Origin of the sequence: Lysobacter dokdonensis DS-58, assembly GCF_000770795.1 — a bacterium.
Classification (GTDB): Bacteria; Pseudomonadota; Gammaproteobacteria; order Xanthomonadales; family Xanthomonadaceae; genus Noviluteimonas; species Noviluteimonas dokdonensis.
Map to the genome: position 1 here is coordinate 1 of NZ_JRKJ01000020.1, position 19,145 is coordinate 19,145.

Sequence of the window (19,145 nt, forward strand, 5' to 3'; positions counted from 1 at the left end):
GCCGTCGCGGCGGCCGTCGCATCGAAGGCGGCGACGCCCTGCAGGCCACGCCCGCGACGGGCACCAAGCCCGAGGCGGGGGCCGACGCGCGTCCGTCCCTGCTCGCGCGCATCGGCAAGGGCCTGAAGGCGCTCGTGACGCGCGCGCCGCGTTCGCAGCACTGACGTCACGCATCGCACGCCCCGCCTTCGCGGGGATGTCGAATCGGGCCATACTTGGCCCATGTCGGTCCTGCGCTTCGACAACGTCAGCAAGCAATACCCCGGTGGCCACGTCGCACTGACGGATGTCAGTTTCGCCGTCGCGCCGGGGGAAATGCTGTTCGTCACCGGCCATTCGGGCGCGGGCAAGAGCACGCTGCTGAAACTGATCCAGCTCGCCGAGCGCCCGTCGCGCGGCACGGTGCTGTTCGACGAAAAAAACCTGGCGAAGGTGCGCGGCACGAAGGTCGCGCTGCATCGCCGTTCGGTCGGCGTGGTCTACCAGAACCACCAACTGTTGATGGATCGCACCGTCGGCGAAAACGTCGGCCTGCCGCTGATCCTGCGCGGCATGAAGCGCGGCGAGATCGGCAAGCGCGTGCGCTCGATGCTCGACCGTCTCGGGCTGGCCCCGCGCGAGAAGGCCCTGCCCTCGCAACTGTCGGCCGGCGAACAACAACGCGTCGGCATCGCCCGCGCGCTGGTCGCCGAACCCACGCTGCTGGTCGCCGACGAACCGACGGGCAACCTCGACCCCACGCTGTCGGCCGAAATCATGGCCCTGTTCGCCGCACTGCCCGAGCGCGGCACCAGCGTACTGGTCGCCAGCCACGACCTCGGCCTGATCAAGCGCATGCGCAAGCGCGTCCTCGTGCTCGACCAGGGCAAGCTCGCCGACGACATCGCGCCGGAGGAACTCGCCGATGCCTGATCAACCGGCATCGAACGGGCGCGACCGCCGCGTGCATTCCAGCGGCGTCGGTGCGTGGTTCGACCACCATCTGTACAGCTTCATCGCGAGCCTCGGCCGCGTGTTCCGCAAACCCTGGGCGACGCTGCTCACCATCGGCGTGATGGCGGTGGCGCTCGCATTGCCCCTCGGGCTGTGGGTGGTGCTGTCGAACGTGCAGCGCTTCGCGGGCGAAGTGCAGACCTCGCGCCAGATCTCCGTCTTCCTCAAGGAAGGCACGGACGCCGCACGCGCCAACGCCCTCGCCGGCGAACTGCGCAAGCGCGCGGAGGTGGCGTCCGTCGACGTGCGCTCGCCCGACCAGGGCTTGCAGGTGCTGCGCGAGCGCGACGGCCTGGGGGAAGCCATCGACGCGCTCGCCGCCACGGGCGATGCGAATCCGCTGCCGTGGCTGCTCGTCGTCGCGCCGCGGGGGGACGAAATGAACCTCGCTGCATCGCTGCGCGAGATGCCCGAGGCCGACCTCGTGCAGCACGACGCCCAGTGGCGCACGCGCCTGGACAACTGGCTGCGCTTCGGTGGCCGCGTCGCGCTCGTGCTCGCCGGTCTGCTCGGCCTCGGCGCGTTGCTCGTCGTCGGCAATACCGTGCGCCTGGACATCCAGTCGCGCCGCGAGGAAATCGGCGTGCTGCAATTGCTCGGCGCCACCGACGGTTTCATTCGCCGCCCGTTCCTGTATCTCGGGATCTGGTACGGCCTGTCCGCCGGCGCGCTTGCGCTGGCGTTGCTCACCGCGGCGTGGATCGCTTTGCGCGCGCCGCTGGCCGAACTCGCCGGCAGCTACGGCAGCGCCTTCACGCTACAGGGCGTCGATGCGGTGCAGGCCGCGATCGTCCTCGGCGGCGCGACGGTGCTCGGCTGGCTCGGCGCGGGCGTCGTCACCGGCCACTTCCTGCGCCAGACGCGGCCGACGCGATGAACCAGGACCTGCGCCATCTCATTTCCGATGCGCCGCGCGTGATGGTCGTCGACGGCTCGAAGCTCGTGCGCAAGTTGATCGGCGACGTGCTGGTGAAAGACTTGCCGAATGTCGAAGTCGTCGGTTGCGCGGGGCTGGAAGAAGCGAAGGCCGCGCTCGACACCGGCCCGTTCCACCTCGTCACCACGGCGCTCAACCTGCCCGACGGCGACGGCCTCGCGCTCGCGAAAGCGGTGCGCAATGCATCGGGCCAGGCCTACGTGCCGGTGATCGTCGTGTCCGGCGAAGCGCAGGCGCGGCTGGAAGATCGCAGCCTGAGCGAGGACGTCACCGATTATTTCGACAAGGGCCTCGGCCACCAGGCGCTCGCGGCGTTCATCCGCGGCTACGTGCAGCCCGAGCCCGTGACGGGCGCGCGCGTGTTGTACGTCGAAGACAGCCGCGTCGTCGCGCTCGCGACCAAGCGCATGCTCGAACGCCAGGGGCTGTCGGTCGTGCACACCATCAGCGCGGAAGACGCGCTGAAGTATCTCGAAGCCAATCGCGAGGGCGATGACGCGCCCGGCGCCGACCTCGTGCTCAGCGACGTGTACCTCAAGGGCGAACTGAGCGGCCGCGATCTGCTGGCGAGCATCCGCAACGAGTTCGGCTACAGCAAGCGCCGCCTGCCGGTGCTGGTGATGACCGGCGACGAGAACAAGGACAATCAGTCCGGCCTGTTGCGCGAAGGCGCCAACGACCTCGTGCTCAAGCCGATCGAAGAACGCCTGCTGGTGACCAAGACGCTCTTCCAGCTGCGCGTGGCGAAGTTGCCGGAGCAGCGCAGCATCGACGCATGACCGGCGCGGCGGCCGACGGCGATCGCATTCGCCTGGATCCGTCGTGGAAGGCGCGCGTCGGCGAGTACCTCAAGCGCGAGGACATGCAGTCGCTACGCACGTTCCTGCGCGAGCGCATGCACAAGGGTGCGCACGTGTTCCCGCCGGCACCGCAGATCTTCTCCGCGCTCGACGCCACGCCATTCGACCAGGTGAAGGTCGTGATCCTCGGACAGGATCCGTACCACGGCCTCGGCCAGGCGCATGGCCTGTGTTTCTCCGTGCAACACGGCACCGCGGTGCCGCCGTCGCTCGTGAACATCTTCAAGGAACTGCAGCGCGACCTCGGCATTCCTCCGCCGACGCACGGGTGCCTCGACCATTGGGCGCAACAAGGCGTGCTGTTGTTGAACGCGGTGCTGACGGTCGAGGAAGGCCGCGCCGGCGCGCACCAGGGCAAGGGCTGGGAAGGGTTCACCGACCACATCGTCGAGGCATTGAACCGCGAGCGCGAACACCTCGTCTTCCTGCTGTGGGGCAGCTACGCGCAGGCAAAAGGCAAGATGATCGACACGAACAAGCATCGCGTGTTGAAGGCGCCGCACCCCTCCCCGCTCAGCGCCCATCGCGGCTTCATCGGATGCGGGCATTTTTCGAAGACGAACGACTACCTCGCGCGCCACGGCATGACGCCGATCGACTGGCGCTTGCCCTGAGTCTCATGTCCTCGCCCAGGCTTCCTCTGAAAGCGCGCATTCGGAACGCTGGCAGTGCTGCACGCATTCTCGATGCATGCGCTACCAACTGTAGCCGCGGCGCAGCAGGTAGGTGACGTAGAGGGTGCCGCCAGGATCGGCGCGCAGGGTCGTGCTCAGGTCAACGAAGCCCGCTCGGAACCACGGCTCGTCCGCGACCGTGTAGATCAGACGTTGCCAGTCGGCGTTGGCCTGCTCGGTGCTGTGTCCGCCGGTCGCCATCAGAACGCAAACGGATGTGAAGCATTCTGGCTCCGACACCTGCAGCGCGGGCTGGTTGTTGCCTAGCGCGCGGACGCTGAGCGCAAGTTGGCGCTCTGCATCGTCGGCCCATGCCTTGTCGATGCTTTCGCTGTTCACTCGGGTCCAAAGTTCCGCAAGCTTGCGATCATCGACAGCCACTTCTTCCGCGAACCGCGTCAGTCGTTCGGCATTCGTGGGTGATAACGGTGCCGGTCCCGACGTGCGAGGGGTCGTTCGCGTGTCTGCGGATGTCAGCTCACGCCGGTCCGGGACAACAACGCCCGCGACTGCGGTATCGCCGAACACGGCGGGCGCAGGCTCCAGGAGCTTGTCAGGAGGCGCTTCGCCGAACGCTGGCAATGTGATGCTCCCGCTTTTCCGGGCACCGGTTGACACGATGAACAGTCCCACCAGCGTCACGGTGGCGATCATCAGTGTGGCGATCTGCAGTTTCATCTCGGCGCGTCCGGGCCATGTTGCATCGTCCAAACGGCACGTTGTCGATCACGCGCGCGTGCCATGATCGCGTTCCCCACTGTCCACCCGCGTCGACATCGCGCGCGCGTGCAACGTGCAAGCGTGATCGTCCGTTTGGGGCTCGGCAACGACCGTATCGTTCCACTTCGCGCGGCACAACGCCTTACTGAAATGTCGAGAACCGTCCGCGTCCCGGATGGCACTTTCGGTATTCGGAATCTCGATTCGTCTACGCCCTCAACGAGGCCAGCAGCTCGCTCCGCCACGGGTCGCGTTCGAACTGCCCCAGCAAACGCTTGGTGACCATGCCCACGCCGTGCATCGCGATGCCGCGCGAACCGATGCATTCGTGCGTTGCCTTGACAACGACCGCCACGCCACGCGGCTTCAGCACGCGATGGAGCGTGTCGGCGATCTCGCACGTCAGCCGTTCCTGGATCTGCAGGCGGCGTGCATACGCATCGACCAGGCGCGCCAGTTTTGAAATGCCGACGACGCGTTCGCCCGGCAGGTACGCGACGTGCGCGACGCCGCGGATCGCGGCCATGTGGTGTTCGCACATCGAACGCACGGGGATGTCGCGCAGCAGCACGATGTCGTCGTAGCCGGCGCTTTCGAAATCACGTTCCAGCAGCGCGTCGGGATCGATCGCGTAACCGCCGAACCATTCTTCGTACGCGCGCGCGACGCGGGCCGGCGTGTCGAGCAACCCGGCGCGCGAAGGCGTATCGCCGGCCCAACGGATGAGCGTGCGGATGGCGGCTTCGGCCTCGTGTCGCGACGGGCGCGCACCGTCGGCGGCGGGCGTGGCGTGCGGGTCGATGAATTGCAGTCGGGCGTCGAGCATGGCGGGATTCCTCGGGGTTCGAACATCCGATGCACGAGCGCGCGACAGGTTCCCGGGGAACCTCACGCGCGCCGATACGTCGATAGGAGGAAGATCGCGGCTCGTGGAGGTGCCCGATGTCGCATGACGATGCAGTGCCGCCCGGCCCCGATTTCGCCGCCGGCGTTCCGGTGTCGAGCATTCCTTCCGAAGGCGTGCTCGGCGGCCGCGTCGGCGACGAGGCGGTGCTGATCGCACGATTGGAGGACGGCCTCCACGCGATCGGCGCCACGTGCACGCATTACAGCGGCCCGCTCGCCGAAGGCCTGCGCGTCGGCGACGAGATCCGCTGTCCCTGGCACCACGCGTGTTTCAGCCTGCGCGATGGCACCGCGCGCAGGGCGCCGGCGTTCCGGCATGTGCCCACGTGGCGCGTCGAGATCGAAGGCGACATGGTGTTCGTGCGCGAACGATTGCAGTCGAAGCCCGCGGCGCCGCAACCGCGCACGTCGCGCGCGCGCATCGTCATCGTCGGTGGCGGAGCGGCCGGATTCGCGGCGGCGGAGCGCTTGCGCGACCTCGGGCATGCGGGCTCGCTGACGATGCTGAGCGCGGACGCGTCGCCACCCTACGACCGCCCCAACCTGTCGAAGGATTATCTCGCCGGCACCGCACCGGAAGACTGGATTCCGCTGTCGACCGACGCGCATTACAGGAAGCGTGGCATCGATCTGCGCGTCGGCAGCAAGGTCGTGGCGATCGACACCGCCGCGCGCGAAGTCGTGCTGCGCGAAGGCGAACGCTTCGGCTACGACGCACTGCTGCTCGCCACGGGCGCGGCGCCGCGGCCGCTGCGATTGCCGGGCTTCGATCGTCCGAACGTCTTCGCGCTGCGCTCGCTCAACGATGCGCGCGCAATCATCGCGGCGTGCGCGAACGCGCGCTGCGTCGCGTTCGTCGGTGCGGGGTTCATCGGAATGGAAGCGGCGGGTGCATTGCGCGCGCGTGGTCTCGAGGTGCACGTCGTCGCGCCGGATGCGGTGCCGATGGAGCGCGCACTCGGTGCGGAACTGGGTGCGTGGATCCAGGCGCTGCACGCCGACAAGGGCGTGCGGTTCCACCTGCGCGAGAAGCCGGCGTCGTACGACGGCACCGCGCTCGCGATGGAGAGTGGCGGGCGCGTCGAATGCGACGTGCTGGTCGTTGGCGTCGGCGTCGCGCCGCGCACGTCGCTCGCTGAAGCGGCGGGGTTGCAGGTCGAGGACGGCATCGTCGTCGATGCCCTGCTGCGGACGTCGGACCCCGATATCTTTGCCGCGGGCGACGTCGCGCGCTTCCCCCTCCGCAAAGAGCACGCCCGCGTCGAACACTGGGTGCACGCACAACGCATGGGCCAGACCGCGGCGGGCAACCTGCTCGGCGCGGAACGCGCTTTCGACGACGTGCCCTTTTTCTGGACGCACCACCAGGGCGTGGAGATCCGCTATTGCGGATATGCCGGCAAATGGGAGCGCGTCGAGATCGACGGCGATCTGCACGCGCAGGACTGCACGGCCCGGTATTTCCGGGGCGGCGCGCTGGTGGCCGCCGCGTCCGTCGGGCGCGATCGCGAGAACCTTGAGATCGAACAGGCCCTGCGCCAGTAGCCGCCCCCCGCCTTTCGCACTACATTGGTGCAATGGCGGCCACCCCTCCCGACCTCGATCTGCTCGCCACGCCGGTGGCATGGACCGACGCGGACGGGCGGATCGCGGGCGCCAACGCGGCCTGCGCGCGGTGGCTCGGCGTCAGCGCGAAGCGGTTGGGGGGCGTTCCCCTGGCCGCATTGGAGTTCGAAGGCGACGCCTTCATCCGCGCCATTTCGGGGCAGGGCGAGGGTGCCCGGTTGCGGCGGATCCCGCTCGCGTTCCCGGGTGCGGAGGCGCCGCGCTTCGCCGATGTCACGCTGACCGCGCGCGATGGCGGCGGCTGGTGGCTCGAAGCCCATCCGGTCGACGAGTTCCCCGGCGAGGATCCTGCGCAGTTGTTGCCAAGCGCATTGTCCGCGGCGTTGAAAGGCCTGGCGCACGAGCTGCGCAATCCGCTCGCCGGGTTGAAGGGCGCTGCGCAATTGCTGGAGCGCCGCGTCGCCGGCGACGACACGGGCCGCGAACTCGTCGCGCTCATCGAAGCGGAAGTCGATCGCCTCACGGGGCTGCTCGATCGCCTGCTGTCGCCCGCGCCGCCGCGTCCGTTCGAGCCGGTGAACATCCACGCGGTGCTCGAGCGCGTGCTGCGCCTGGCCGAAAGCGATGCCGGTTGGGCCGTGCGACTGGTGCGCGATTACGATCCCTCGCTGCCCGACGTGCTCGGCGATGGCGATCGCCTCACGCAGTCCTTGTGGAACCTGGTGCGCAACGCGATCGACGCGGGTGCCGCGAACATCACGCTGCGCACGCGCGCCGAGCATGGCGTGCGGATCGGCGACGGGGTGCACGCGCTCGCATTGCGGCTGGAGATCGTCGACGACGGCCGCGGCGTGCCGGAGGAACTCGCCGAACGCATCTTCCTGCCGCTGGTGAGCGGCCACGCCGCGGGCACGGGCCTCGGGCTCGCGCTCGCGCAGCAGGTCGCGCGCGAGCATCGCGGCTCGCTCGCGTACCGCTCGCGCCCGGGGCACACGGTGTTCACCTTGTTGTTGCCGCTGTGGCTGGACGAAGGGGAGGGCGGCGATGCCGACTGAGACCGTGAAGTCCGCGCGCGTGTGGATCGTCGACGACGATCGCGCGGTGCGCTTCGTCCTGGCCACCGCTTTGCGCGAAGCGGGCTACGCGGTGGACGGATTCGAGAACGCGCGCGATGCGCTCGATGCGTTGCGCTCGCGCGGCGCGCCCGACCTGCTGTTCACGGACGTGCGCATGCCGGGCGAGGATGGGCTGGCGCTGCTGGAGAAGCTGAAGGTCGCGGCACCGCAGTTGCCGGTGATCGTGATGAGCGCCTACACCGACATCGCGAGCACCGCCGGCGCGTTCCGTGGCGGCGCGTACGAGTTCCTCTCCAAGCCGTTCGACCTGGATGCGGCCGTCGAGATCGCGGGCCGCGCGCTGCCGGCCACCAACGGCATCGCAGCGACGACGCCGATGGTGAGCACGAACCAGGAACTCATCGGCGATACGCCCGCGATGCGCGCGCTGTTCCGCAGCATCGGACGGCTCGCGCAGGCGCCGTTGTCGGTGCTGGTCACCGGCGAGACGGGCACGGGCAAGGAACTCGTCGCGCGCGCGCTGCATCGCGAATCGCCCCGCGCGCACCGCCCGTTCGTCGCGTTGAACACTGCCGCCATTCCCGCCGAGTTGCTGGAAAGCGAACTGTTCGGGCACGACGCTGGTGCGTTCACCGGTGCGCAGAAGCGTCATGTCGGCCGGTTCGAACAGGCTGATGGCGGCACCCTGTTCCTCGACGAGATCGGCGACATGCCGCTGCCGTTGCAGACGCGCTTGCTGCGCGTGCTGGCGGAGGGCGAGTTCTTCCGCGTGGGCGGGCGCGAACTGATTCGCGTCGACGTCCGCGTGATCGCCGCAACGCACCAGCAACTCGAACGTCTGGTCGCCGAGGGCAAGTTCCGCGCGGACCTGCTGCATCGCCTCGACGTCGTGCGCTTGCACTTGCCCCCTCTGCGTGATCGTCGCGACGACGTGCCGGCACTCGCCGAGCGTTTCCTCGCCGCGGCGGCGCGCAAACTCGACGCACCTGCGAAACGCTTCGCGAAATCCGCGCTCGACCGCCTGCGCAAGCATGACTGGCCCGGCAACGTGCGCGAACTCGAGAACGTGTGCTGGCGCCTGGCGGCGCTCGCCCCGGGCGACACCATCGGTACGGCCGAGCTCGACATGGCCTTCTCGCACGCGTCCCTCGAAAGTGCGCGTGACGAAGACTGGGAAGCGGCGCTCGCACGCTGGGCGCGCGAACGCCTCGCCAGCGGCGCTGCGGATCTGCACGGCGATGCGCGCGAGCGTTTCGAACGCATCCTGTTCGACGCCGCGCTGGAACACACCCATGGCCACCGCGGCGAAGCCGCGCAACGGCTTGGACTCGGTCGTAACACCCTGACCCGCAAGCTCGGATCCGGACGCAAGCGCCGCTGACATTTTCGGAGGTTCCCCCATGCGCCACGCACTCGCAGTCATCGCCACGCTCACGCTCGCCGCTTGCGCGACCGCGCCGAAGCCCACACCGCCGCCCGCCGCGCAAAGCACCGCGAAGGAAGGGCGCGCAAACCTCGCCTCCGCCTCCGGGAGCCTCGTCAGCGGCCGCGTCACGCTGCGCCCGATGCGCGACGGGGTGCATCTCACCGGCATCGTCGGCGGCTTCATGCCGAACAGCGTGCATGCGATCCACGTGCACGAGAAAGGCGATTGCACGGCCGCCGACGCCAGTTCCGCGGGCGGCCACTTCAATCCGGGCGGGCAACCGCACGGCCGCGCGAACAGCGCGACGCACCACGCCGGCGACATGGACAACATCACCGCCAACGCGCAGGGCCAAGTGAACCTCGACATCCACCTGGCCGGCGTCACGCTCGGCGGCGGCGCGCCGAACGACATCGCCGACCGCGCGCTCGTCGTGCACGCCGCGGCGGACGACTACACCTCGCAACCGGCGGGCAACGCCGGCGCGCGCGTGGCGTGCGCTCCGATCAAGATCGTGCAATGACGCACGCCTTCCGCATTCGCGCCGCCCATCCCGCGGACGCCGCGCTCATCGCCGAATGGAACGCGGCGATGGCGCTGGAGACCGAAGGCAAGGCGCTCGATCCGGCCACCGTCAACGCGGGCGTCGCCGCCGGCATCGCCGATGCGCGCAAGTCGCGTTACTTCGTGGCGATGGAGGATGCGACGTTCGCCGGCGCGGAGACCATCGGCGTCCCCGTCGGCACGCTGATGCTCACGACCGAATGGAGCGACTGGCGCAACGGCGACTGGTGGTGGATCCAGAGTGTCTACGTGCCGGAAGCGCATCGCCGCAAGGGCGTGTTCTCCGCGCTGTATCGCCACGTGGAAACGCTGGCGAAGCAAACCCCGGGCGTGATCGGCTTGCGTTTGCTCGTCGAGCGCGAGAACGCGAATGCGCAGCGCACGTACGAAGCGCTGGGCATGCAGGACGAGGGTTACCGGATGTATTTTGCGCGCACGGACGGGACGTAGCCGGGATCAGAGTTCCGCGTGCGCGTCGTGTGCCGCGTCGCAATGCACGAACGTCACCGGGATTCCGTGCGCTTCCAGCACCGCGGCGAACTGGCGCTGCCGCGCCTGGAAGAATTCGAACGCGCGTTCCAGCTTGTCGCATTCGCCATCGGTTTCGTGCGCGGCTTCCGGCGCGTAGCGCTCGCGCCAGGCTTGCGGAGTGAACAGCGCGATGCGCGCTTCGCGGCCGATGTAATGCACGACCGGTTCGGGTGCTTGCTCAAGCCACTCTTCGTCATCGGGCGCGAGCAGCGCGGCTTCGAGGATCGGCCAGAGCGGCGCCAGGCCCGCATGTTCGTATTGCATCGCCATCATCGCGGCCAGGTCGTGCAGCGTGAGGTACCGCGCGTGCTCGACCTGCAGGCCGAAGGCCTCCTGCGCGAGCAGCGCCGTCGCTGCGCCCGCCATGCCGCGTTCCATGAGATCCCGTTCGAACGCATCGCCCACGCGCGTGGCGATGTCGGCATCGCCGCCCAGCACGAACGGCACCAGGCGCAACGGCCCGCCGGCGTATTCGTCCTGCGGCGTGAGCGCGCCGGGGAGTTTGGCGTCATGCGTGCCGAAGGCGATCACGCGCCCGGCAGCGTCACCCGGTGCGCGCGCGGCGAGCTGGTCGAGTTCGCGATGCAGCGGCCAGCCCGGGCGCAGCAGCTCGACGACGTCGTAGTGCGCGCCCACGGTCACCAGTTGCAATGCGTTCGCCTCGTCGGCGAACCCCGCCAGGTCCTGCGCGACGCGTTGCGCGAGCGCGCCCGCATCGCCCTGGGCCAGCGCCACGCGACTCGCGCCCGTGCCCGGGGTGAGTTCCAGCGCGAGGGCGCCGAGCAATTGCAGGTCCGGCGAGGGCTTGTTCATCTTGCGTCCGGGAACGTGGATTGGCCCCGCTGGTGGCGGGGTTTACACTTGATCGCATTATGCCCGCGCCACTCGCGCGTCGGGCTGCGAAGACGAGGTATCCGATGCTGCACGGCCGTCCCGTCGCCATCCTCGGCGGCGTCCGCATCCCCTTCTGCAAGCAGAACACCGCGTATGCCGATGTCGGCAACCTCGGCATGTCCGTGCGCACGCTCGGTGCGCTGGTCGAGAAGTTCGGCCTTCACGGGCAGCAATTGGGCGAAGTCGCGCTGGGCGCGGTCATCAAGCATTCGGGCGACTGGAACCTCGGCCGCGAAGCCACGCTCTCCTCGGGCCTCTCGCCGCTGACCCCGGGCATCACGCTGCAACGCGCGTGCGGCACGTCGCTCGACACGATCGTGCACATCGCCAACAAGATTTCGACGGGCCAGATCGAAGTGGGCATCGGCGGCGGATCGGACACCACGTCCGACGTGCCGATCGTCTACGGGCAGAAGCTGCGCCGCCGCCTGCTCGCCGCCGCGATGGCGAAGACGCCGAAGGAAAAACTCGCCGCGTTCAAGGGATTCCACTTCCGCGAACTCAAGCCGGATTTCCCGGGCGTGGCCGAGCCGCGCACGGGCAAGTCGATGGGCGAGCACTGCGAGGACATGGCCAAGCAGTGGAACATCTCGCGCGATTCGCAGGACGAGTTGGCCGTCGCTTCGCACCACAAGCTCGCAGCCGCCTATGAGCGCGGGTTCTTCGACGATCTCGTCGTGAGCTTCCGCGGCGTGTCGCGCGACAACATCCTGCGCGCCGACACCTCGATCGAGAAGCTGGCGACGTTGAAGCCTGCGTTCGACAAGGTCTCCGGCCGCGGCACGCTCACCGCCGGCAACTCCACGCCGCTCACCGACGGCGCATCCGCGTGCCTGATCGCCAGCGACGAATGGGCGGCCGCGCACGACCTCGAAGTCCTGTGCCACCTGCGCGACGCGCATGTGTCCGCGGTCGACTTCGTGCATGGCGAAGGCCTGCTGATGGCGCCGACCATCGCGGTGCCCGAGATGCTGAAGCGCAACGGCCTGACGCTGCAGGACTTCGACTTCTACGAAATCCACGAAGCCTTCGCCGCGCAGGTGCTGTGCACGCTGCGCGCGTGGGAGAGCGAAGAGTATTGCCGCACGCGCCTGGGGCTCGAAGCGCCGTTGGGGCGCATCGATCCGGCGAAGATCAACCCGAACGGCTCCTCGCTCGCGGCAGGCCACCCCTTCGCGGCCACCGGTGCGCGCATCGTCGCCACTGCGGCCAAGGAGTTGAAGGAGCGCGGCGGCGGGCGGTGCCTGGTCTCGATCTGCACCGCCGGCGGCATGGGCGTCGTGGCGATCCTCGAACGCTGAAGCCCTTTACGCGGCTTCGGTATTCGCCTCTTCCGGCGACGCTTGGCGCACCGCATGCGTCCGCGCAAAGCGCCACGCCACTACCCCCGCGCACGCCAGCAACATCCCCGCGAGCAAAAACGGCGCGCCCGGCAATTTCGCCGGCGCATGCGGCGTGATGAACCACGCGAACACGCTGGTGTAGACGATCGGCGCGACCACGCCCGCCAGGCTCGCCAGGCTCGTGAGCGCGCCCTGCACGCGGCCCTGCACTTCCGGGCCGACCTCGCGCGTGACCATCGCTTGCGTCGAGGGCATCGCCAGCGCCCACAGCGACATGATCGGCAGGCCCATCAGGAAGATCGCGCCGGTCGGCGCGAAGCCGTAGATGGTGAACCCCACCACGCCGCACGACAGGCCGACCAGCAGCGCGCGCCGCTCGCCGATCGCACCGACGATCTTCTTCACCAGCACCGCGTTGACGATGACGCTCAGGATGCCGACGGCGCCGAGCACCCAGCCCACGTCGCCGGAGCCCCAGCCGTACGCGTAATCGGCGAACAGCACGAACACGCTCGGATACACGTAGTGCGCGAAGTTGACGAGGAACACCACGCCGGCGAGGCCCCAGATCGCGCGGTACTGGCCGAGCAACTTGAGCGAACCCAGCGGGCTTGCGTGCTGCCAGTCGATGCGTTGCGTGCGGCGCTGCACGGGCAACGATTCGGGCAACACGAACAACCCGTAGACGAAATTCAGCAGCGCCAGCCCCGCAGCGAACCAGAACGGCAATCGCACGTTCACCTCGCCCAGGTGCCCACCGATCGCCGGGCCGATGATGAAGCCCAGGCCGAACGCCGCACCGATCATCCCGTAGGCCTGCGCGCGCTTGTCCGGCGGCGTCACGTCGGCGATGTACGCGTTGGCGGTGGTGAAGCTGGCGGAGAACATCGCCGACACCACGCGGCCGACGAGCAGCCACGGCAACGTCTGCGCGACGGCCATGAAGATGAAATCCACGCCGAGCCCGAGGCACGAGAGCAGGATCACCGGCCGGCGGCCGAAGCGATCGGACATCGCACCCTGGATGGGCGCCGAGACGAACTGGATCGCCGCGAACAGGAAGCCGAACACGCCGACCCAGTACGCCGCGCGCACCGTGTCGCCACCGACGAAATCCTTCAACAGATGCGGCAACACCGGAATGATCAGCCCGAAGGCGAGGATGTCGATCAACACGGTGACGAAGATGAAAGCGAGCGCGGCCTTGCGCGCGCCCGGAGCGGCGGTGTCGGTCACTGGGGGGTTCGCTGCGGAAACGGACGACGCAGTCTAGCCCGTTCGTCGCCGGGCGCGCCCGTGGGTATCGGCAGGAGACCGCCCGTCGGCAGGGTGTCCGGGATTCAACACGCGGGGCGTTCCCACAACGTCCCCGCTGCGCCCGGCTGCAAAGGGCCACACGTCTCGTGCGCTATCGCGCGTTCCTCAGCTACAGCCACAACGACGCCCATTGGGCGCGGTGGCTGTTGCGTCGCCTGGAATCGTGGCGCGTGCCGAAGCGGTTGGTGGGCACGCATGGGCGTGCGGGTGCGATTCCCGCCAGGCTGGGCGCAGTGTTCCGCGATCGGGACGAACTGCCGACCGCAGGCGATCTCAGCAGTACGATTCGCGAGGCACTGTCCGAATCCGATGCGCTCGTGGTGATCTGTTCGCCGGCGGCGGCGCGGTCGCAATGGGTCGACGCGGAAGTCCGCGCATTCATGGCGCAGGAACGCGCCGAACGCATCTTCTGTTTCATCGTCGAAGGCGACCCGTCGGTCGACAATTGCTTCCCGCCGGCGACCATCGAGGACGGCCGCATTCCGCTCGCCGCCGATGCGCGGCCGGAAGGCGACGGCAAGGACCGCGCGTTCCTCAAGCTCGTCGCGGGGCTGCTCGGCGTGGGTTACGACGCGCTGGTGCAGCGCGAGCAGCAGCGCCGCAATCGCCGGCTCGCCGCGGTCACCGCCGCGGCCCTGGCCGGCATGACGATCACCTCGGGCCTGGCGATCACCGCGCACGTGGCACGCAACGATGCGCAACGTCGCCAAAGCCAGGCCGAGGACCTGCTCGGTTTCATGCTCGGCGACCTGCGCAAGAAATTGACGACGGTCGGCCGCCTCGATTTGATGCGCAGCGTCGACGACAAAGCCACCACGTATTTCGCCGAACTCGACCCCCGCGACCTCAGCGACCGCGCGCTGGAGGAACAAGCGCGCTCGCTCACCGGCATCGGCCAGGTGCGCATGGAGGAAACGAAATACCCGGAAGCGATGCGCGCATTCCAGCAGGCCTATGCGCGCACCACCGCGCTGGCCGCGCGCGACCCGTCGAACGGGCAGCGCCTCTTCGATCGCGCGCAGGCCGAGTACTGGATCGGCAACGTGGCCTGGCAACAGGACAAATTCGATGAAGCCGAACGTTGGTTGCAACGGTATCGCGCCAGTGCCGAGCAACTCGCCGCGCGGGATCGCAGCAACTTCGACTGGCAGAAGGAAGTGGCCTACGCGCACCAGAACCTGGCGATCCTTGCCGACGCGCGCGGCGACCATGAAGGCGCCGAGCGCGCGATGAAGCGGGGACTCGCGCTGTTCCATGGCTGGGTCGAACAACGACCGAACGATACGCAGTTGCGCTCCGAGGAGGCCACCGTCGTCTCGTGGCTCGGCACGAACGCCGAAGGCCAGGAACGCTACGCCGATGCCGAAACGTGGTTCACGGCGCTGCTCGCGAGTTACGACACGTTGCGCCGGCAGGAGCCCGACAACGCCACCTGGCGCAAGGATTGGGTCGACGCGCAATTGCTCGTGACGCAAACACGCTTCAAGCGCGGCGATCTCGAGGGCGCGCGCAAGTCGTCGGAAGCCGCCAATCGTCTCGCCGACACGCAGGTGGCGCATGATCCGTCGAACCGCGTGTGGTCGAGCCAGCAGGGCATCGCGCGTTATTGGCGCGCCGAATTGATGGGCATCGGCCAGCCGCGACAGGCGATGACCGTCGCGCAGGACGCCGAGCGCACGCTCGCCGCCGTCGTCGCGGCCGAGCCGACGAACCAGCGCGTCGTGACGTGGCTGGAACGCACGCGCGAATTGCAGAAGGAATTGACCACTCCCACGGTGGCGACTCGATGAACAAGGTGCAGATCGCGCGGCTGGCGGTGCGTCCCGGGCAGGCCCCCGACGGCGATTGGCATCCGACCACCGGCAGCAAGGGCTGTCCGTACGCCTATCGCTTCCTGGGCGGGAGGAAAGGGCGCGGGCACCTCAATGCACAGGTCGACACCGGCGAGCAGGTGTACCTGGTGCGATTGAAGAGCCCGGATTACGTCATCGAGAGCGTGTCGTTCACCAGTCACGCCGACCAGCTGACGCATCTCGAGGCCGACGCGTGCGGGCTCGAGGCGAAGATCCACAACAAGAACACGCGCGTGATGCAGGCCTATTACCACGTCGTCGTGCGCAATGCCGACGGCGAGTCGATCGATTGCGACCCGATGATTTCCAACGACCCGAAGAGCAGGCACTGAAAGCCCCCCACGACGGAGCATCGACATGGCGAAGACCGAAACCGTGCAGCTGAAGCTGCAACCCGGCGCGAAGAATGGCAACGGCTGGAACACCATCACCGCGCCGAACACGCAGCAGGTCTACAGCTTCAAATACACCGGCGGCGACAAGGACAACGGCGGACTGAAGACGACGGTGGGCGACGGCACGGCCACGCTCAATCTCAACCTCGACACCGACAACCGTTACAGCGTGAACAACGTGACGTTCCGCGACGACGACAACCCGCCGCAACTGAGCCGCACGTTCACGTCATCCACCGCGGTGATCACCGACCAGAACACCGCCAACCTCAGCGCGGATTACTGCGTGATGGTCCTCGACAGCACCAACGGATCGATGATTCCGTGCGACCCGATCATCGCGAACGATCCGAAGCACGGCACGGTGTTGATGGCGCACCGGATCACGCACCAGTAACCGCGGTCAGGGCGACGGCAGGTCCGCTGCCGTCGCCGGCTGCGCGTCGGGGTCTTCGCGGAAGTTGCGCGGCAGGCGGTTGTGCACCGCGGTCGCGGCGATCGCGGCGTGGCCGACCGACACGCTGATCTGGTTCAACCCGCTGACGATGTCGCCGATGGCGTACAGGCCGTCGACGTGCGTCTGGCAATGATCGTCGACGTGGATTTCGCCGTTGTCGTCGAGCGATGCGCCGAGCGATGCCGCCAGCGCCGATTGCGGCGTGCAGCCCAGGATCGGATAGACCGTATCGAATCGGTGCACGCTGTCGTCCTCGAGTTTGAAGACGCAGCAGCGGCCGTCGTGTTCCAGCGATTTCGCGACGGGCAGGACCGACACGCGCGCTTCGCGCGCGAGCGCTGCATTCGCTGCCGTGGGGTCCCCCGCTTCGGAGCGCACGGCGATCACGTTGCGCGAGAACGTGCGCAGGAACACCGCGTGCGAGATCGCGACGTCGACCGGCGCATAGACCGCGATGCGGTCGTCGCTCGCCTCGTAGGCATCGCACACGGCGCACATGCGCACGACATTGCGCGCGATGGCGTCCGCCAGGCCCGGCATCGACGGCATGGCATCGACGATGCCCGTGGCGAGCACGACGTACGTCGCGCGCCAGCGCGTGCCGTCGGCGGCGGTGGCGAGGAACGCATCGCCGTCGCGTTCGAGTTTCGCCACGCAGCCCTCGACGATATCGGCGCCGTAGCCGGTGGCTTGCGCGCGCAGCTTGTCGAGCAGTTCGGTGCCCGAGACGCCGAACGGAAATCCCGGGCAGTTGTGGCTCTTCGGGATCCAGCGCGCGCGGCTCTTGCCGGCGTCCACCACGACCGCGCGTCGATGGAAGCGCGCCAGGTACGTCGCCGCCGTGAGGCCGGCGGGACCGGCGCCCACGACCAGGCAGTCGAGCGTGTCAGCGGTGGCCGGCGCCGACGCTGATGAACTGGAGGAATTCGCCGCGGGTGCGTGCGTCTTCACGGAAGGTCCCGAGCATGGTCGAGGTCACCATGCTGACACCGCGCTTGTGCACGCCGCGCGTGGTCATGCATTCATGCGCGGCTTCCACCACGACCCCCACGCCCAGCGGATGCAGCGCGCGCTCGATGCAGCCGGCGATCTGCGCCGTCATCTTTTCCTGCACCTGGAAGCGGCGCGCATAGGCTTCGACCACGCGCGCCAGCTTGCTGATCCCCACGACCTTGCCCGCCGGGAGGTAGCCGACGTGCGCGCGCCCGATGATCGGCGCCATGTGGTGTTCGCAGTGGCTTTCGAACTGGATGTCGCGCAGGACGATCAGCTCGTCGTAGCCCTCGACTTCCTCGAAGGTCCGCTGCAGGTAATCGTCGGGGTCGAGCGCATAACCGCTGAACCAATCCTCGTAGGCCTTGACTACGCGCTTGGGCGTATCGATCAGGCCCTCGCGCGCGGGGTCTTCGCCGGACCAGCGCAGCAAGGTGCGGATGGCGTCTTCGGCCTGGCTGCGGGAAACGTTGTTGCGGGTGTCGCTCATGGGGGGCGGCCCTGCGTGCCTGCGGGGGCCGCCATGGTACCGGCTGTCAGCGTGGCGGCGGCATGTGCTCGGCCTTGCCGAGCGCCTCGTCCATCGAACGCCATGCATGCTCGACGGCCGGCCGGGCTTCGAGCCAGGCCATGCGCGAACCGAAATGCGCGTTGGATTCCCACGCGCCCTGGAGGATCGACTCGGCGTCGGGGAAGGATTGCTCACCGTATTGCTCGTAGGTATCGAGCCCGTAGCGATAGGCCGGTGCGTAGTCGTGCCAGGTGTAGCCGGCGCGGTAGTACGGCATCGACTGGTAGATCTGCTCGAAATGGCCGAGGTTCTCGCGCCGGTCGCGCGCCTCGGCGATGCGGTCGCCGAAGGTGGCGCCGATGGCGACACCCGCGATGCCGCCGACCGCCATGCCCGGCGGCCCCGCGACGACCGCGCCGAGCGCCGCGCCGGCCGCGCCGCCCGCGAGGGCTGCGCCGCCCGTGCCGATGACGTGGTCCTTCTTGAGTGTGCTCATGGGCGCGGCTCTCCCGTTGTCGAGGTTCGAAGCTAGGGTGCCGGCCGTTTAACGGCAGTGAAAAAGCAAAGGCCGCACGAGGCGGCCCTTGCGTCCGGGTCTTCCCCGGCTAGTCTGCGGTGCGTTCGCACCGCGAGTCCGTGCGGTGCTCAGCGGCCGTCGCGGTCCGCGTCGCCCGGGATGGCGCGTTCGACGTAATGCCAACCGTCCTTGACCGCGCCCTTGGCTTCGCCCCAGGCCAGGCGCGAGTTCGCCTTGCCCGATTCCCAGCCGCGTTCCAGGTCCGACTCGACGTCGTCGAACTTCTGGCCGCGATACTGGCCGTAGGTGTCGTAACCGTACTTGTAGGCCGGCTCGTAGTCCGACCAGTCGCGGCTGTTGTTGTAGTACGACGTCGACTGGTAGCTGTTCTTCCAGTGATCGTTGTACTCGGTCGGGTTGATGGCTTCGGCGATGCCGCCGCCGGCCTTGGCACCCAACACGCCGCCCGCCAGCGCACCGACGACGGTGCCGACCGGGCCTGCAGCCGAACCGACCGCGGCACCCGTGACGGCGCCCGTCACTGCGCCCGCGCCTTCACCGATGCTGTGATCCTTCTTGATGTCGCTCATCGTTCTTGCTCCTGTCGTGGGG

The 19,145-nt window shown here is 68.4% G+C and carries 21 protein-coding genes; 13 read left to right on the forward strand and 8 right to left on the reverse strand.

What is annotated here, in order from left to right; translation table 11 throughout:
* Positions 1–222: 222 nt before the first annotated feature.
* Genes ftsE through ung form a run of 4 tightly spaced genes read left to right on the forward strand, consistent with a single transcriptional unit; the run spans position 223 to position 3,404 of the window.
* A complete protein-coding gene (gene ftsE / locus LF41_RS12370) occupies positions 223–912 on the forward strand; it encodes a cell division ATP-binding protein FtsE (protein ID WP_036170206.1) in 690 nt (229 codons plus the stop codon).
* The gene (gene ftsX, locus LF41_RS12375; protein WP_052116397.1) at positions 905–1,870 is read left to right on the forward strand and encodes a permease-like cell division protein FtsX; all 966 of its coding nucleotides are present in this window, start codon (positions 905–907) and stop codon (positions 1,868–1,870) included. Before ftsE ends, ftsX begins: the two co-directional genes overlap by 8 nt.
* Positions 1,867–2,709 carry a response regulator gene (locus tag LF41_RS12380; protein ID WP_036170208.1) on the forward strand — a complete coding sequence of 281 codons (843 nt, stop codon included), beginning with the start codon at positions 1,867–1,869 and terminating at the stop codon, positions 2,707–2,709. Before ftsX ends, LF41_RS12380 begins: the two co-directional genes overlap by 4 nt.
* Positions 2,706–3,404: a uracil-DNA glycosylase gene (gene ung / locus LF41_RS12385; RefSeq protein WP_036170210.1), complete on the forward strand. Its 699-nt coding sequence runs from the start codon at positions 2,706–2,708 to the stop codon at positions 3,402–3,404. The genes LF41_RS12380 and ung overlap by 4 nt, the downstream gene beginning before the upstream one ends.
* A gap of 81 nt (positions 3,405–3,485) precedes the next feature.
* On the opposite strand, the gene LF41_RS12390 is transcribed toward ung, so the two are convergent.
* Entirely contained in the window at positions 3,486–4,142 is a 657-nt protein-coding gene (locus tag LF41_RS12390) for a hypothetical protein (protein ID WP_036170212.1), read from the reverse strand.
* Positions 4,143–4,392: 250 nt separating this feature from the next.
* The gene (gene folE, locus LF41_RS12395) at positions 4,393–5,010 is read right to left on the reverse strand and encodes a GTP cyclohydrolase I (protein WP_052116398.1); all 618 of its coding nucleotides are present in this window, start codon (positions 5,008–5,010) and stop codon (positions 4,393–4,395) included.
* Positions 5,011–5,126: 116 nt separating this feature from the next.
* Between folE (LF41_RS12395) and LF41_RS12400 the strand changes: the two genes are divergently transcribed.
* The 5 genes from LF41_RS12400 to LF41_RS12420 are packed head-to-tail and all read left to right on the forward strand — an operon-like array spanning position 5,127 to position 10,172.
* A complete protein-coding gene (locus LF41_RS12400) occupies positions 5,127–6,635 on the forward strand; it encodes an FAD-dependent oxidoreductase (RefSeq protein WP_036170213.1) in 1,509 nt (502 codons plus the stop codon).
* A gap of 32 nt (positions 6,636–6,667) precedes the next feature.
* Complete coding sequence (locus LF41_RS12405; RefSeq protein ID WP_036170216.1) at positions 6,668–7,711, forward strand: two-component system sensor histidine kinase NtrB; 1,044 nt, start codon at positions 6,668–6,670, stop codon at positions 7,709–7,711.
* Positions 7,701–9,113, forward strand: coding sequence for a nitrogen regulation protein NR(I) (gene ntrC, locus LF41_RS12410; RefSeq protein ID WP_036170219.1), 1,413 nt, complete (start codon positions 7,701–7,703; stop codon positions 9,111–9,113). Before LF41_RS12405 ends, ntrC begins: the two co-directional genes overlap by 11 nt.
* A gap of 19 nt (positions 9,114–9,132) precedes the next feature.
* Positions 9,133–9,681 (forward strand): superoxide dismutase family protein, encoded by a 549-nt coding sequence (locus tag LF41_RS12415; RefSeq protein ID WP_036170221.1) that lies wholly within the window; start codon positions 9,133–9,135, stop codon positions 9,679–9,681.
* Positions 9,678–10,172 carry a GNAT family N-acetyltransferase gene (locus tag LF41_RS12420; RefSeq protein WP_036170223.1) on the forward strand — a complete coding sequence of 165 codons (495 nt, stop codon included), beginning with the start codon at positions 9,678–9,680 and terminating at the stop codon, positions 10,170–10,172. The genes LF41_RS12415 and LF41_RS12420 overlap by 4 nt, the downstream gene beginning before the upstream one ends.
* A 6-nt stretch (positions 10,173–10,178) precedes the next feature.
* Here LF41_RS12420 and LF41_RS12425 read toward each other — a convergent pair whose 3' ends face one another.
* The gene (locus LF41_RS12425; protein WP_036170225.1) at positions 10,179–11,066 is read right to left on the reverse strand and encodes a hypothetical protein; all 888 of its coding nucleotides are present in this window, start codon (positions 11,064–11,066) and stop codon (positions 10,179–10,181) included.
* 104 nt (positions 11,067–11,170) lie between these two features.
* Here LF41_RS12425 and LF41_RS12430 point away from each other — a divergent pair, with 104 nt between their 5' ends.
* The gene (locus tag LF41_RS12430; RefSeq protein WP_036170228.1) at positions 11,171–12,448 is read left to right on the forward strand and encodes an acetyl-CoA C-acetyltransferase; all 1,278 of its coding nucleotides are present in this window, start codon (positions 11,171–11,173) and stop codon (positions 12,446–12,448) included.
* Positions 12,449–12,454: 6 nt separating this feature from the next.
* Here LF41_RS12430 and LF41_RS12435 read toward each other — a convergent pair whose 3' ends face one another.
* The gene (locus tag LF41_RS12435) at positions 12,455–13,726 is read right to left on the reverse strand and encodes a TCR/Tet family MFS transporter (protein ID WP_036170230.1); all 1,272 of its coding nucleotides are present in this window, start codon (positions 13,724–13,726) and stop codon (positions 12,455–12,457) included.
* Positions 13,727–13,893: 167 nt separating this feature from the next.
* On the opposite strand from LF41_RS12435, the gene LF41_RS12440 reads away from it, so the two are divergent.
* From LF41_RS12440 to LF41_RS12450, 3 genes are read left to right on the forward strand one after another with little or no spacing between them, the layout of a single operon-like run.
* Positions 13,894–15,597 carry a TIR domain-containing protein gene (locus tag LF41_RS12440; RefSeq protein WP_052116399.1) on the forward strand — a complete coding sequence of 568 codons (1,704 nt, stop codon included), beginning with the start codon at positions 13,894–13,896 and terminating at the stop codon, positions 15,595–15,597.
* Positions 15,594–15,992, forward strand: a complete 399-nt coding sequence (locus LF41_RS12445; protein ID WP_036170232.1) for a hypothetical protein — start codon at positions 15,594–15,596, stop codon at positions 15,990–15,992. The genes LF41_RS12440 and LF41_RS12445 overlap by 4 nt, the downstream gene beginning before the upstream one ends.
* 25 nt (positions 15,993–16,017) lie before the next feature.
* A complete protein-coding gene (locus LF41_RS12450) occupies positions 16,018–16,452 on the forward strand; it encodes a hypothetical protein (RefSeq protein ID WP_036170234.1) in 435 nt (144 codons plus the stop codon).
* A 6-nt stretch (positions 16,453–16,458) separates the two neighbouring features.
* Here the strand turns inward: LF41_RS12450 and LF41_RS12455 are convergent, their stop codons facing one another.
* The 4 genes from LF41_RS12455 to LF41_RS12470 all read right to left on the reverse strand — a co-directional run bounded on the left by LF41_RS12455 (position 16,459) and on the right by LF41_RS12470 (position 19,123).
* A complete protein-coding gene (locus LF41_RS12455) occupies positions 16,459–17,463 on the reverse strand; it encodes an NAD(P)/FAD-dependent oxidoreductase (protein ID WP_084073613.1) in 1,005 nt (334 codons plus the stop codon).
* Positions 17,399–17,995, reverse strand: coding sequence for a GTP cyclohydrolase I FolE (folE, locus tag LF41_RS12460; protein WP_036170237.1), 597 nt, complete (start codon positions 17,993–17,995; stop codon positions 17,399–17,401). Before folE (LF41_RS12460) ends, LF41_RS12455 begins: the two co-directional genes overlap by 65 nt.
* Before the next feature lie 46 nt (positions 17,996–18,041).
* Positions 18,042–18,512, reverse strand: coding sequence for a hypothetical protein (locus LF41_RS12465; protein ID WP_052116400.1), 471 nt, complete (start codon positions 18,510–18,512; stop codon positions 18,042–18,044).
* A gap of 149 nt (positions 18,513–18,661) precedes the next feature.
* Positions 18,662–19,123: a tape measure protein gene (locus tag LF41_RS12470; RefSeq protein WP_052116401.1), complete on the reverse strand. Its 462-nt coding sequence runs from the start codon at positions 19,121–19,123 to the stop codon at positions 18,662–18,664.
* Between the last annotated feature and the right edge of the window lie 22 nt (positions 19,124–19,145).

Excerpts from the sequence above, each read along its gene's own strand:
- ftsE (WP_036170206.1), top strand. The coding sequence starts at position 223 with ATGTCGGTCCTGCGCTTCGACAACGTCAGCAAGCAATACCCCGGTGGC.
- ftsX (WP_052116397.1), top strand. The coding sequence starts at position 905 with ATGCCTGATCAACCGGCATCGAACGGGCGCGACCGCCGCGTGCATTCC.
- LF41_RS12380 (WP_036170208.1), top strand. The coding sequence starts at position 1,867 with ATGAACCAGGACCTGCGCCATCTCATTTCCGATGCGCCGCGCGTGATG.
- ung (WP_036170210.1), top strand. The coding sequence starts at position 2,706 with ATGACCGGCGCGGCGGCCGACGGCGATCGCATTCGCCTGGATCCGTCG.
- LF41_RS12390 (WP_036170212.1), bottom strand. The coding sequence starts at position 4,142 with ATGAAACTGCAGATCGCCACACTGATGATCGCCACCGTGACGCTGGTG.
- folE (WP_052116398.1), bottom strand. The coding sequence starts at position 5,010 with ATGCTCGACGCCCGACTGCAATTCATCGACCCGCACGCCACGCCCGCC.
- LF41_RS12400 (WP_036170213.1), top strand. The coding sequence starts at position 5,127 with ATGTCGCATGACGATGCAGTGCCGCCCGGCCCCGATTTCGCCGCCGGC.
- LF41_RS12405 (WP_036170216.1), top strand. The coding sequence starts at position 6,668 with ATGGCGGCCACCCCTCCCGACCTCGATCTGCTCGCCACGCCGGTGGCA.
- ntrC (WP_036170219.1), top strand. The coding sequence starts at position 7,701 with ATGCCGACTGAGACCGTGAAGTCCGCGCGCGTGTGGATCGTCGACGAC.
- LF41_RS12415 (WP_036170221.1), top strand. The coding sequence starts at position 9,133 with ATGCGCCACGCACTCGCAGTCATCGCCACGCTCACGCTCGCCGCTTGC.
- LF41_RS12420 (WP_036170223.1), top strand. The coding sequence starts at position 9,678 with ATGACGCACGCCTTCCGCATTCGCGCCGCCCATCCCGCGGACGCCGCG.
- LF41_RS12425 (WP_036170225.1), bottom strand. The coding sequence starts at position 11,066 with ATGAACAAGCCCTCGCCGGACCTGCAATTGCTCGGCGCCCTCGCGCTG.
- LF41_RS12430 (WP_036170228.1), top strand. The coding sequence starts at position 11,171 with ATGCTGCACGGCCGTCCCGTCGCCATCCTCGGCGGCGTCCGCATCCCC.
- LF41_RS12445 (WP_036170232.1), top strand. The coding sequence starts at position 15,594 with ATGAACAAGGTGCAGATCGCGCGGCTGGCGGTGCGTCCCGGGCAGGCC.
- LF41_RS12450 (WP_036170234.1), top strand. The coding sequence starts at position 16,018 with ATGGCGAAGACCGAAACCGTGCAGCTGAAGCTGCAACCCGGCGCGAAG.
- folE (WP_036170237.1), bottom strand. The coding sequence starts at position 17,995 with ATGAGCGACACCCGCAACAACGTTTCCCGCAGCCAGGCCGAAGACGCC.
- LF41_RS12465 (WP_052116400.1), bottom strand. The coding sequence starts at position 18,512 with ATGAGCACACTCAAGAAGGACCACGTCATCGGCACGGGCGGCGCAGCC.
- LF41_RS12470 (WP_052116401.1), bottom strand. The coding sequence starts at position 19,123 with ATGAGCGACATCAAGAAGGATCACAGCATCGGTGAAGGCGCGGGCGCA.